Source organism: Bacillus sp. HNG (assembly GCF_003400205.1).
GTDB lineage: Bacteria > Bacillota > Bacilli > Bacillales > Bacillaceae_L > Ferdinandcohnia.
In genome coordinates this window covers 76,055-89,214 of the sequence record NZ_QUQV01000003.1, presented here as the reverse complement: position 1 = coordinate 89,214, position 13,160 = coordinate 76,055, and the positions used below count along the sequence as shown (strand labels likewise).

Below are 13,160 nucleotides of genomic sequence, written 5' to 3'. Positions count from 1 at the left end.
TCGTTTTTAGGAGGTACTGTAAAATGGGGTATGATTTAGACAAACTATATGAAGGGCCTCGATCAGAAAGAAGAGCGAAACGAAAAAAGGTAAATCGAATTTTAAATATTTTAATTGTCCTTGTTGTGGTTTTGATTGTCTTTTTTGGTGGAAAGCTCATTTTTGGAGACAAAAATGTAGATGAATCTGTGTCTTCAAATCAAACGAACCAACCCGCAGACAATGAGGGAAAAGCGGCCTCGGATGATTCACAGGATAAAGAGCAAGAAAAAGAACAAACAATTGACAAATCGGATGATCAAACATCAAAGGAAAAACCAACTGAGGAAACGAACAATGAGCAAAAAGAACCAGAATCTGATGAAGCTGTTGTTGAAACTGAGGGTGACCCGGAATCAAATATCTTGAAATCAATTGTTAATCCAGCGTGGAAACCAATTGGTACTACACAGGCGGAGCCTCATAGTATTGATTATACGAAAGACTCGGTTGACCGAAATGAAATGGAGATGGCCGCAAGTTATGCAACTGGTTTTGATCGTTCAGATATGGTCGTTTGGTGGTTAGGAAGAAATGGAGAAAATTCCATTACTGCAACTGTTTCTTCAAAAACTACAAAACAAGTTCAAAAAGTTTACTTAGATTGGATTCCGAATGAAGGATGGAAACCAACAAAAATTGAAGAATTAAAGGAAAATGACACTCCGACATACAAAGACTATAAAAAATCAGAACCTGATGAAAATGGTAGTGATTAATTAAAACGCAGGTAATCCTGCGTTTTTTTTGTGCCTTTTTTTTAAAGAAGATGAATTGAAAAAATAAGATGAATATGGTAAATTGAGAACAGTTCTTTTTTAAATTCATAGTATACTGATAGGAATAATATATTATGGTGGAGAGTGAGAAAAAATGGGGCGAGAGTTTTTAGAGGTTTTTGAGGGTTGGGCAAACTCATATGATCACACAGTAACTGGAAATGATGTGGAATATCAAGAAGTGTTTTTACGATATGACGATATTCTAAATGATGTTGTACAAAAATCCGGTCTCACCGTTTTGGAGTTTGGAGTGGGCACTGGCAACCTGACTCAAAAACTACTTGACGACAATAAGAAAGTATATGGTGTTGAACCCTCCGTACCCATGCGAGAGATTGCGAAGGAAAAGCTTCAAAACTATTCTTTAACAATTGAAGATGGGGATTTTATCGATTTTAAAAAACCTGATGATAAAATTGATACAATCGTTAGTACGTATGCCTTCCACCACTTGAATGATATCGAGAAAAACCAAGCTTTTTCGCAATATAGAAACATTCTTGAAAAAGGTGGTAAAATAGTGTTTGCGGATACGATGTTCGAAAATAAACAAGAATATACAATGACGATTGAGTCCGCAACACAAAAAGGCTTCTTGAATCTAGCAAATGATTTAGAAACGGAATATTACACAACTATTCCTGTTTTAAAAGAAATTGCAAAACAAAATGGTTTTATCGTTGAATTTAAACGTTTTAATCATTTTGTATGGGTGATGGAGGCGACAAAACAGTAAAAATGAAAGGTGATACGTACTTATGAAAGTAGCAATTATCGGAGCAATGGATGAAGAAGTAACCATTTTACGGGAGAAAATTGAAAATAAACAGGAAACTACAGTTGCTGGAAGTGTGTTCTACACTGGAACACTCAATGGCTATGATGTGATTTTACTTAAGTCTGGGATCGGTAAAGTGAATGCCGCAATTTCAACAACGATTTTATTATTGCAATTCAAACCAGATTATGTGGTGAATACCGGTTCAGCAGGTGGGCACTTAAAAACTCTTAATGTAGGTGACATTGTTATTTCATCAGAGGTTAGACATCATGATGTAGATGTTACTGCTTTTGATTATGAATATGGGCAAGTACCAGGGTTGCCTGCTGCATTTAAAGCTGATAAAAAACTAATTGAGTTAGCCGAAAAAAGTGGAGAAGGAATCACAGATGTTCAGGTTGTAACTGGATTAATTGCAACAGGTGATTCCTTTATGAATGACCCTGAACGTGTTTCGTTTGTTAGTCAAAAATTTGGTGATTTATATGCAGTGGAAATGGAAGCAGCTGCGGTGGCACAGGTATGTCATCAATTTGATGTGCCATTTGTTGTCATTCGTGCCTTATCTGATATTGCAGGTAAAGAATCAGATGTGTCGTTTGAACAGTTCCTGCAAACCGCTGCAGTAAATTCTTCTAAAGTTGTTGAACGAATGGTAGAGGAAATAAATAAATAAATCATTATAACTTTATTCGCCAATGAACCTTGGCGAAATTAAGGAACTCAGACTAATAACGCCACATCCTGTGGCAACATCTGAGTGACCCACTTCGTGTGGGCCCAAGCCTCCGGCGGATGCCACAGATTTTTTAATGGATACTTTCGAGGAATAAGGTTAAAGACTAAAAACGCCACTTCCTGTGGCAATGTCTTTATGACCCACCTCGTGTGGGCCTAAAAATTCGCCAAGGCTAATTTGATTAGGGGGATTTGTCATGCAAGTGTATCGAAATGTTCATGAGCTAATCGGAAATACTCCGATAGTAGAAATTACGAAATTTCCATTACGAAATGGGGTTCGTCTTTTTGCAAAGCTTGAATTCTTTAATCCCGGCGGAAGTATCAAGGATCGATTAGGAGTCGAACTTCTTCAACATGCTTTTGAAACGGGTCAGTTAACCGAAGGAGGAACAGTCATTGAACCTACTGCTGGGAATACTGGGATTGGACTTGCACTTGCAGCCATCAACCGCAATGTTAAAGTGATTCTTTGTGTACCAGAGAAGTTTTCCACTGAAAAACAAGAATTAATGAAGGCATTAAGGGCAACCGTCATCAATACGCCAACAGAGGCCGGGATGACGGGGGCGATTGAGAAGGCAAACGAGCTTCTTAATGAAATACCAAATTCCTATTGTCCACAGCAATTTGCAAACCCAGCTAATCCAGATACTTATTATAAAACGATTGGACCAGAAATTTGGCAACAGCTTGATGGACAAATTGATATGTTTGTAGCTGGTGCTGGGACTGGTGGGACGTTTATGGGGACAGCGAAGTATCTAAAAGAAATGAATCACTCCATAAAAACAGTGATTGTTGAGCCAGTTGGATCCATTTTAAATGGTGGTGAATCTGGACCACATAAAACAGAAGGGATTGGCATGGAATTTCTTCCAGGCTATATGGATACGTCCTATTTCGATTCCATTCACACCATTTCGGATGAGGATGCTTTTAACCGGGTGAAGGAAATGGCACGTTTGGAAGGATTGCTTGTTGGTAGCTCATCTGGTGCTGCCCTTCATGCGGCATTAATAGAAGCAGAACAAGCAAAGCCTGGATCTCACATCCTTGTGATCTTTCCAGATAGCAGTGAGCGTTATTTAAGCAAAAAAATATATGAAGGTGGGATATAGGAATGAAACGTAAAACGCTACTTATCCACGGTGGAGTAGGCGAAGATCCACAGACTGGTGCAGTTAATACACCAATTTACCAAGTTAGTACGTATAAACAAGAAGGAATCGGCGGTCATAAGGGGTTTGAATACTCACGAACTGGAAATCCAACAAGACATGCCCTGGAAGAATTGATAAAGGATATAGAAGGTGGAGAAAGAGGATTTGCATTTGGCTCTGGTATGGCTGCAATCACGGCTGTAATGATGTTGTTTAACAGCGGTGACCATGTCATTTTAACGGATGATGTATACGGTGGAACATATCGGGTGATGACAAAAGTTCTTAATCGCTTAGGCATTGATTCAACTTTTGTTGATACAAGCAACCTTGAAAATATTGAAGGTGAAATTCGTGAAAATACGAGAGCAATTTATATCGAATCACCAACAAATCCGTTATTAAAAATTACAGATATTAAGGGTGCTGCTGAAATTGCCAAAAAGCATAATCTTTTAACCATTGTAGATAACACCTTTAGCACTCCATATTGGCAAAATCCAATTGCACTTGGTGCCGATATCGTACTACACAGTGCAACCAAATATATTGGTGGGCATAGCGATGTAGTCGCAGGTCTTGTTGTTGTAAATTCAGCAAAATTAGGTGAGGACTTACATTTTGTTCAAAACTCAACAGGTGGGGTACTTGGTCCACAGGATTCTTGGTTATTGATTCGTGGGATACGCACACTTGGAGTCCGTATGGAGGAGCATGAAGAAAACACACGAAAAATTGTGGATTTCCTTCAAAACCATCCTGCGGTTAAAAAGGTGTTCTATCCGGGTATAGAGACACATCCAAATCATGCAATCGCTAAGGCTCAAGCAAAAGGGTTTGGTGGAATGGTTTCCTTTGATGTTGGGAGTGCTGAGAATGCTGATAAGCTACTAAGTAAGGTTAAATACTTTACTTTGGCAGAAAGCCTTGGGGCTGTTGAAAGCTTAATCTCTGTTCCTGCAAAAATGACACATGCTTCTATTCCAAAAGATCGTCGAGAAGAACTAGGTATAGGTGATGGACTTGTCCGTATATCAGTAGGTTTAGAAGATGCGGAAGACCTAATTGAAGATCTTGAACAAAGCTTACAATAATAAAGTGTTGCCTCTAGCCTAAATCCAGGTTGGAGGTTTATTTTTTGTTGAATGATACTGCTAAAATTTACATTCTACTCGCACTTTCAATGTATGTTATCATAGGATGGAAGTTTACTAGTTAGGTAGGTGTGATTCAAGATGGATCAAGATAAACAATTTAAAAACCTGCGTAATAAAATCAAAGATTTCACTAACTACGGTTACATCCTTCTTGTGCTAAGTGTATTTTTATATATCGGGGTCATCATACCGGAGGAACGTTCTCCGTTTCAAATTTATATAATGATGGGTTCAACTTTCATTCTTTTATGCTTGTCGTTTACCTTTTTCTTATTAGTTACTAAATATAAAAAACAATTCGAAGAACAATAGTCCTTCACCTAAATTAAGGTGAAGGATTTTTTTTACAAAAAAAGTGTTTACATAAGTAGCGATATTGGTTATAATTACCACAGTAGGAAAAAATTAATTTTAAAAGGAGGTCGAATAAAATGATGAAAGTATCTATTGACATGACAAACACAAAAACTTCATATGTAACAATCTATTCGACCATACCGGTGATTAATTTTTAATTTAAGATACGTTAATCATGCCACAGGTGGAATAGTTCGCCTGTGGCTTTATTATGCCATTTAACGCCACAGGACTAGTATGCCTGTGGCCTTTTTATGTCTTTTTTTCCTACACAGATTTACCCGATTTTTTAATTAAGGAGGTGAAAAATAATGACCATCAATTTATTCTTTTTAACGATCTCGATTTCAAAGCGTGAAAAATCAATTGAAGAGTATCAACGTGAGGAAAGAGTCAATAAGCTTATGGAAGAAATGAAGGAACGTCAATATTCAATGATGCGCTTATTCTAATCAACAAAAAATAAAAGGAAGAGAGGAGAATGAAAATGTTAATGAAAATCTGTCCGATTGTAGCTTGGTTATCTGTGGAGAAGGATTCCACCTAACGAATTTGAATGATAGGAGGAGTTACGAATGCTATCGGTTCACGTACTGATTTTTACCATTTTATTTACAAAGCATAATAAATAGTCAGCAATAGGGGCGCCAACTAGGGCGCCCTTTTGCTTTGTATGAATGCCTTAATTTTGTCAAATTTCTTTAACACAATGTTCAAAAGTGGATAACGTTTACACAGTATGTAAGTGGTAAAGTAAAAGTAAGAAGTACATCTCTTTGATGGAGGATGATAAAGATGTTTATGATCGTTATGGGGCTTGTGATCACGTCTGTTATTGCAATAATTATTGGAACTGAAGTAAGTGTTGATTTATAAAATAAAGCAAAAGGTGGATTGCAAATAAATGTGCAATCCACCTTTTTTAAAAAAACTTTTTTTACGTAGTTTTCGATGTCTAGTTCCATGCGCCATCGGCTCTCTGGTCTAAGCCAATCGCTTCGGAAGGCAAGAAGCGCCTTCTGTCAGCGCTCGTCTTATGCTTGTCGCCTAAGGCTGCGCGCCTTGCGCTTTTCTTATGATCTTCTTTTTTCTTTTTCTGCCCGATAAAACTCATGGAACATTTTCATCAAGGCACGCTTTTCAATGCGTGATACATAGCTTCTTGAGATGCCCAACTCTTTTGCAATCTCACGTTGTGTTTTTTCCTTTGATAAATCAAGTCCAAACCTACCCACAATCACCTCTTTTTCTCTGTCATCAAGAACATCAATATATTCTTTGATTTTCTCAAGTTCCATATTTAGTTGGATTGTTTCAATCACATCTTCTGTTTCTGATTTCAAAACATCAATTAAACTAATTTCATTGCCTTCTTTATCCTGACCAATCGGATCATGCAGAGAAACATCCTTTTTCGTCTTCTTTAAAGCTCTTAGGTGCATTAGGATCTCGATTCTAATGTCAAATGTGTGCATAGTCAAGGACAAGTTTTTCGAAGTTATGCAAATAAATATTACAAAAATGTTACAGAAATATTAAAATTGTGTTAAATCGTATTTATGACGCTTGTCAAGGGATTTTGCGGTTGAATTACGAAGTAGAAGTCGCTTAGATAACGTTAGTATTTCGTTAGTTTCAACGAAACTTCGATACAATACTTCGCTTGATAGTAACCATTCTTTCGGAACTAAAAATCAAGTTCCTCAAGAACGGTGCAAGCAAAGCTTGCTTAACTTTGGAACATAAGTGACAAAGTTAATTAGATAACGACAAAGATATTCGCAATATAGATTCGATAATATTGTCGCAAATTACGAAGTAAACGTTAATACGAAATAGAAGTCAAAGAAGATTAAACGAAAATACATAAAATTAATCCTTGCCGTTTCCGTATGCGGCATTGACATACAATCGGTTATTCCTCTGAGAAAATGCGATTGGTTGCGAGCTTTTTACCGTGACCGTCGCATTTTTTTATACATTCTATCTTGTTTTTTACGAATTTAGTCCAATTGTAACTTACAAGGGACGATTTAGAACAATTGATAATTAGAAGCGGGTTCTTTAACGGGGGAATCCGCTTTTTTACAACTGAATATTGGTTGCCGACCCAAGTTCGATTTGACCTATCGAAGCAGCGTGCAGTAGTGCGATTGCCCGTCTTATTGGCGGGACATTTCTTTTTGGTCAAGAACTTGTTTTTTACTAATTTAAAAGGAGGTTGAACGTATGGAAGGATTTGTTGTCAAAGCATTGCGGACGAATCTTGGACTGAATCAAGGCGATTTTGCCCGTGAAGTTGGCGTATCTCAACAAATGATTTCGCTTATTGAATCAGACAAAATGCCAATTTCCGAACGACTTAAACAACGAATCATTTACCGATTCAACGTTAAGCCAGAAGAAATCGAAGCAATTCGCAATTTGAAAATCATGCGTAGGTTTGAAAGTGAATGAAAAAAATCAAAATTGAACTAAAAATTTAATCGGGACAAAACGTCCCGTATATCAAAGGGGGGAATTGATCTATGTCAAAGCAACAATTGGAAGCGGTCAAGTCTAAAATTCAAGAATTGGAAAACAAGCAAGACGAATTGACGAATCAAGTAATTGAATTAACGCAAGCAATCGAAGATTCAACCGAACAATTACTTCTTGGGATTGTATCAGGATCGGACGTTGAACAAGCAAAGGAATTGTTGAACGAAAAGAAATCTGAACTTGCCGAAACAACCGAACTTCTTCAACGTGCCTATGCAGTCCGCAAAAAATTAGCGGTTGAAAAGTTTGTTCCTTTCGCAAAAGAACACCGTGAAAAACGGTTGAAGGAAATCCAATCCCGATATGATAAAAAGGTTGAATCCGTGATTGCTGCAAGAAATGAATTATTGAAGCAATTAGCCGAACTTGGTCAAATTAAGAACGAAATCGGGAATGTAAATCAAGAATACAACAAAACGCTGTTTGACTTAGGGATTCCTACCGAAAAGTATGGTCGAACTATTAATGAACGAAAAGTCTATTCACCAAAGGATTATACTCCCGAAGAATTTTGTCTTGGATTAAAAACTGAAACGCAAGAAAGAGCATATTCCAGCGGTCGTGTTCCCGCTTGGGTGAAGTAATTATGAATGTTCTTGCAATGATTCATTTTTTGATTGCAGTTTGGTCATTGGTCATAATTGAAAAACATTTTGGTGGTGTATCGAAATGACGGCACTCGAAATGTTAGTGAAACAGACTGAATATGAAGTGAAAACGCTTGATATGATTCTTCGCATGAAACGTGAACGTAAGTCGCTTGAAGATATTGCGAAAGAAGTTGGCGTATCTACAACCGAAGTCCGTATCGCACGACCTAAGGGATTGGAACGGGCAAAGGAACGTCTTGAACGAGATAAAAGGGGGTTGAATTAATATGGCATATTCACAACGTAAAGCATTAGAAGAAATTGCGAAAGGTTATGCGGAAAGTCCGAAGTCAAAGAAGATAGTCGAGGAAGCTAAGAAAAATGAAAAGCATAACGTCGAGCAAATTGAGTATTGGCGTAAATTGCTTAATGAAGGACACAATCTTCCACCAATTTGTTTAATTGCAATTGGAATGTACGACGAGCAGATCCGCCAGCAGAAGGAACGTGAAAAAAGTGGAGAATTAACAACAATCGAATTAAAGATGTAAGGACGTCCTTCGGGGCGTCTTTTTGATTGGTCAAAATGAACACACCAAAACGAACTTGGGATAGGAGGTCATCAATATGTTTGTTGAAGCTGATGGAAATATTAGATTTGAACCAATAAATGAAAACGAGGTCAAATTGTTGAATTATATTAAGAGAAAGAACGGTTTGCACGGTTGTCGCCGATTCAATGACTTCAAGTTCAACGACGACCGAAGTGTCACAATATTCTTGAAGGACGGGCGGGAAACACTAATTTCGAAGCATAGATTGTCGGAAGTATTGCAGAAAGGAAAAGTCGCCGCTTTCTTAGGGAACAATGGAATTTACGCAAATATCGCCGTTGGGAAAGGAATTCGAAGAAAGGAACAATTGCATAGATTCATCATGCGTCAGGAACTTGCCAAATACAACGGATTTTTCGAAGAAACGGGAATGTCAATTCAAGTCAATCATAAAAACGAACAAACTCTTGATAATCGGGACGAAAACCTTGAAGTGGTTACCGACCGTGAGAATTGTTTGAAATATAAATTGAACCATGCAAAAGGATTTACGAAGACGTCAAGCGGTAAATACCAGGTTGGAGTTTGTGGAAAGCATATTGGGACGTTTGAAACAGAATCAGATGCCCGTGCAGCATACGTCAAAGCGGTCAAGGCGGAATTAAAGCGATTGGAACAAATACGAATGAATTGGTTGAAATCGAAAGGTCATTTTTAAATTGAACTTGGGACGACAAGAACGTCGTTCCTAATACATATGAAGTCCGTGTAGATTGATTTCGTAAAATAGCCGCAAACCTGTCGTTATATGTCCGATTATAGAAATCTCGCTTCATTTCTTTACTGTATTAAAGTGTTGGCGCACAAGGGATTGAACGGCTTTTCGCCATGTCACACGAATACCAAAAGTGACATTGCTTTCAATACAAAGTGAACCGAACGAAAGGGATTGATTCCTTCGTAAACATTGCTTTATGCGTTCCGAAATGTCCGAAATTTACACGGGAAGGAATCGGCAAAATACTTTCAGTCGTAATGGATTCAGCCGTTTTTGTAATGATACAAGTGGACATATTCGCATTATACGACGAATGATAAAAATACATTTTTGATATACGACGAATCGAAATCGACAAACCCTTTGTTTATAGGGATTTGTTGAAAACGTCAAAATACGATTGGTCGTGTAATCTGTATTATATGACGAATAGCAATAGGTTTGTCCATAAGATAGTAATTGTAATGACGTGTTGTCTTCCGTATGTTTATACAACGATTGCTATATCTTTGCAAGACCATACATAAGCCTTATGGTCAACGACATTTAATCCCAAGACAATAACTATTCGGAATGAATTCAATCGCTTTACACACAAGCACAGAAAGAAATGGACGGAATATTCGACCCCACCCACGGGGGGACGGGGGGTCTTTTTGGCGGAGGAAGACGCTTTCAGAATATACACAACAATTTTGAAATATCGGGTCACTACACGTCACGGAACGTCCTTCAAACGAGCGACCAATCGTAGATAGGATATGTTATAATATTACAAAAATATGAAAGGGGAGTCCATTATGCCAAAGAACGAATATCTAAATGGAAGAAAAACGGTTGGAAAGGAAGAAATCCAACCCGCAATAATTGAGTTCATGCGGCAGAAAGGCAAAGGTGTGGAAGTATCACACGAAGAAATTTCTGATTACATATATGAGAAATTCGGCATCCGCTTTGGTGAGATCAATCACGTTATGTGGGGATTAAGAAAGGACGACAAAAGGGTCGTCAAGGGGAAACGAGGTTATTCGAAGTTAGTTGAATAACCGTAGGATAGAGTCTAAGTAGAGTTTTTTCACCAGATTAGACATTCTTCTTCAACTAACAGGGCAGTTTAGCTCAAATTGCTGTTTTATGTATAATAAAAGACGGTGAAAAAACACCGCCTATAATAAGCTATTTATTTTGTGTTATTTCTTTGTAATAAAGGTAATCGACTTTATGTTTGGTAGCCATTAACTGCGAAGCTAAAACAGCAGTATAAAGAGTGGTTAGTACAATTGCTCCAACACCAAGACCTGAAAGGTTTAGTTTATTAGAAGTGCTCATTCCATTATTACTTGTGGTTGCTCCTTCCATTTCATAACCCCCTAATTTGTTATAGGGATATTATCTGTAACCGCATTTAAATTTATACCAACAAATAAAGGACGGACGTATAGAAAGGAAACAGGCAGGTGTCTAATAAGGTCTTAAGTTTGTGAATAAATACACTTAAACTAACGGGTGCTTGAGTTCAATAAGAATGAATGAAAACATCTGAATTATCTGAACTTATAAGCGATTGTTAAAAATTGAGAGGTGTCTTTTCAATGCTATACGAAGTAAAAATTTGGGGTAAGGAATTTAAATGTGATTTATGTTCCGATAATCAATGGCATAAAAGCACTCTAAAAATAGAATTTCAAAGCGAAGAAAACGGAAATGAGTATAACGAGGAAATCAGATATATGTTTGAATGTAAAAAATGCGGTAATTGTAGGATATTCGGAATGGTATCTAACGAAAATGACATTGATGATGTGAATATTTCTATTAGACCTATTTCAGATATGTAGGGTTATCTTCAACTAACAGGGGCTATACTTGATTTTTTGAACCGTCGAAAGGCGGTTTTTTGTTCGAAAGAAAAGACGCTCCTCTAATTGGAACGTCCTACAATGAAATGAAGTCAATTTTTCCGTTTGAATATACCCGAATTTCCCGATATAACATTCGAAGTAGTTCTTGCCTTTCTTCAATCGACATAGATTCGGGATTTTCGTTTTCAAAATATCGTTCAACCGCCTTTGCCCGAATTTCGTCATTGACTTCGTTGTTTTTCCGTTCTTCAAGTAAAGCAGCGGTTTCTTCCTTCAACTTCAACAAGTGATCTTCTTTTTCTTTTAACTCTTTCAATTGATTGCGAATATCTTCTTCGTCCACAATATCGGCATTGTTTGTCATGAAGTCAAGAAGACGTTTCCGACCCAATTTAATACGAATGAGTTCGGCTTCAATGCGTTGTAATTCCGATTCTTCGAATGGAATTGAATCTTGGGTTTCGGTTGTTGCGGCGACTTCGGAATATGCCGATTCCCCTTCGGTTGTTATGACATTGACAAAATGATTCCATACATAAGCGTCAAGGTCTTCGCATTTGACCCGATTGCCACAACCCTTATGCTTTGCCCCTGCGGTGTTCTTGGCGTCGGAATATTCAAAGACGTAAGTTCCCCAATTCTTCGCCCGTCGCCCCGTCATGGTATTGCCACAATCGCCACAGCGAACCAATCCCGAAAGAAGATATTTGTTCTTTGAAGTACCAGCCCAACGACGTCGTGATTCCTTCAACAACTTTTGGGCAAACTTGAATGTTTCCTTTTCGATAATCACAGGAACTTCGACGGGAATCCATTCTTCTTTAGGTCGTAAGGTCATTGAAACCTTTTCGTCGTCTGAATCCTTGTATTTGTTGACGAGCATTCCTTCCGTATTCCATTTGTTGTGATAGAATACACCCGTGTAGGTTTCATTCATAAGAATCTGGCGGACTACTTGCCTATGCCAAACGCCTTTTCGTTTTTTGGTCGGAATACCTTTGTCGGTCAAATAGTGGGCGATTCCGTTTATACCCTGTACCCGCCCCCGTGGGTCGGTAAATAGTTCGAAAATCAATCGAACAATCTTTGCTTCGGGTTCATAGATTTCGAGTTCTTGCGATTCCTTGTTGAACTTGTATCCATAAACCTTGACGTCTTTGACTACTTTGTTCTTGCGAGCCTTTGCACGTCTTCCATTAGTCATACGTTCTTTGATTTTCGCCTTTTCAAATTCCGAGAATGCCCCCCGCATTTGGTAGAACAAAATTCCTTCGGGTGTATTCTTGTATTCGGAATTGACAAAGATTAATTTTGCCCGTTTTTCGATTTCTTCCGTAACAATCAATTGATTCGCAAGTTTCCGTGATAGACGGTCGGGATCATAGACAATAACTTTGTCAATTAGTCCTTCCCGAAGGTCATTCCGCAATTTTGAAAGTGCCGGACGTTCAAGGAATCCCCCCGAATAGCCGTCGTCCACGTATTCAATACATTCCGCATTTTTGCCCGCCTTTTCACGGCATTGGCGAATTTGGTCTTGAAGTGAATACCCGCTTTTAGCTTGTTCTTCGGTTGATACCCGTGCGTATAGTGCAATCATTGTTCCGTCGTTCCCTTCTAATTTTTTCTTTAATTGCATTATAGCAATTAGCAATTAGTCGGTCGGTTGCGTCGCTTCTTATGAATTCGGAGTGAAATTTACTTGCGGAGATATAACCTTTTTTACTCATTGGTGTCGTCCCTCCCGTTTTCAATTTCTTGGTTGCTTCACAATTAAATGTGTTGTGTGAAAACGGTTATTGTGACGTTAAGAGGAAA

The 13,160-nt window shown here is 38.0% G+C and carries 16 protein-coding genes and 1 pseudogene; 14 read left to right on the top strand and 3 right to left on the bottom strand.

Annotated features, from left to right (window positions below):
* Positions 1-23: 23 nt before the first annotated feature.
* The 7 genes from DZB84_RS07115 (at position 24) to DZB84_RS07085 (ending at position 5,469) form a co-directional block, all read left to right on the top strand.
* Positions 24-758 (top strand): YrrS family protein, encoded by a 735-nt coding sequence (locus DZB84_RS07115; protein ID WP_116351574.1) that lies wholly within the window; start codon positions 24-26, stop codon positions 756-758.
* A gap of 154 nt (positions 759-912) precedes the next feature.
* Positions 913-1,557: a class I SAM-dependent methyltransferase gene (locus DZB84_RS07110; RefSeq protein WP_116351573.1), complete on the top strand. Its 645-nt coding sequence runs from the start codon at positions 913-915 to the stop codon at positions 1,555-1,557.
* Positions 1,558-1,579: 22 nt separating this feature from the next.
* Entirely contained in the window at positions 1,580-2,278 is a 699-nt protein-coding gene (gene mtnN, locus DZB84_RS07105; protein WP_116351572.1) for a 5'-methylthioadenosine/S-adenosylhomocysteine nucleosidase, read from the top strand.
* Between the two features lie 259 nt (positions 2,279-2,537).
* Positions 2,538-3,461 (top strand): PLP-dependent cysteine synthase family protein, encoded by a 924-nt coding sequence (locus DZB84_RS07100; RefSeq protein ID WP_116351571.1) that lies wholly within the window; start codon positions 2,538-2,540, stop codon positions 3,459-3,461.
* A gap of 2 nt (positions 3,462-3,463) precedes the next feature.
* Positions 3,464-4,597, top strand: a complete 1,134-nt coding sequence (locus tag DZB84_RS07095) for a bifunctional cystathionine gamma-lyase/homocysteine desulfhydrase (protein ID WP_116351570.1) — start codon at positions 3,464-3,466, stop codon at positions 4,595-4,597.
* A gap of 141 nt (positions 4,598-4,738) precedes the next feature.
* On the top strand, positions 4,739-4,972 hold the full coding sequence (locus DZB84_RS07090; protein ID WP_116351569.1) for a YrhC family protein: 234 nt from the start codon (positions 4,739-4,741) through the stop codon (positions 4,970-4,972).
* A gap of 356 nt (positions 4,973-5,328) precedes the next feature.
* Positions 5,329-5,469 carry a YrzI family small protein gene (locus DZB84_RS07085; RefSeq protein ID WP_116351568.1) on the top strand — a complete coding sequence of 47 codons (141 nt, stop codon included), beginning with the start codon at positions 5,329-5,331 and terminating at the stop codon, positions 5,467-5,469.
* Positions 5,470-6,090: 621 nt separating this feature from the next.
* Here DZB84_RS07085 and DZB84_RS07080 read toward each other — a convergent pair.
* A pseudogene (locus DZB84_RS07080) lies at positions 6,091-6,477 on the bottom strand (sigma-70 family RNA polymerase sigma factor); the annotation flags it as partial.
* A gap of 769 nt (positions 6,478-7,246) precedes the next feature.
* On the opposite strand from DZB84_RS07080, the gene DZB84_RS07075 reads away from it, so the two are divergent.
* The 6 genes from DZB84_RS07075 (at position 7,247) to DZB84_RS07050 (ending at position 10,526) form a co-directional block, all read left to right on the top strand.
* Positions 7,247-7,474, top strand: a complete 228-nt coding sequence (locus DZB84_RS07075; RefSeq protein WP_079509844.1) for a helix-turn-helix transcriptional regulator — start codon at positions 7,247-7,249, stop codon at positions 7,472-7,474.
* A 71-nt stretch (positions 7,475-7,545) separates the two neighbouring features.
* On the top strand, positions 7,546-8,142 hold the full coding sequence (locus tag DZB84_RS07070) for a hypothetical protein (RefSeq protein ID WP_116351567.1): 597 nt from the start codon (positions 7,546-7,548) through the stop codon (positions 8,140-8,142).
* 85 nt (positions 8,143-8,227) lie between these two features.
* A complete protein-coding gene (locus DZB84_RS07065) occupies positions 8,228-8,434 on the top strand; it encodes a hypothetical protein (protein WP_116351566.1) in 207 nt (68 codons plus the stop codon).
* Between the two features lies 1 nt (position 8,435).
* A complete protein-coding gene (locus tag DZB84_RS07060; RefSeq protein ID WP_116351565.1) occupies positions 8,436-8,699 on the top strand; it encodes a hypothetical protein in 264 nt (87 codons plus the stop codon).
* A gap of 76 nt (positions 8,700-8,775) precedes the next feature.
* Entirely contained in the window at positions 8,776-9,420 is a 645-nt protein-coding gene (locus DZB84_RS07055; RefSeq protein WP_116351564.1) for a hypothetical protein, read from the top strand.
* Positions 9,421-10,280: 860 nt separating this feature from the next.
* Positions 10,281-10,526, top strand: a complete 246-nt coding sequence (locus DZB84_RS07050) for a hypothetical protein (protein ID WP_079509838.1) — start codon at positions 10,281-10,283, stop codon at positions 10,524-10,526.
* A 130-nt stretch (positions 10,527-10,656) separates the two neighbouring features.
* Here the strand turns inward: DZB84_RS07050 and DZB84_RS07045 are convergent, their stop codons facing one another.
* Positions 10,657-10,839 (bottom strand): hypothetical protein, encoded by a 183-nt coding sequence (locus DZB84_RS07045; RefSeq protein ID WP_048009494.1) that lies wholly within the window; start codon positions 10,837-10,839, stop codon positions 10,657-10,659.
* Positions 10,840-11,072: 233 nt separating this feature from the next.
* On the opposite strand from DZB84_RS07045, the gene DZB84_RS07040 reads away from it, so the two are divergent.
* A complete protein-coding gene (locus DZB84_RS07040) occupies positions 11,073-11,318 on the top strand; it encodes a hypothetical protein (protein WP_079509837.1) in 246 nt (81 codons plus the stop codon).
* 97 nt (positions 11,319-11,415) lie between these two features.
* Here the strand turns inward: DZB84_RS07040 and DZB84_RS07035 are convergent, their stop codons facing one another.
* Positions 11,416-12,942, bottom strand: coding sequence for a recombinase family protein (locus DZB84_RS07035; RefSeq protein ID WP_116351563.1), 1,527 nt, complete (start codon positions 12,940-12,942; stop codon positions 11,416-11,418).
* Positions 12,943-13,160: the final 218 nt, after the last annotated feature.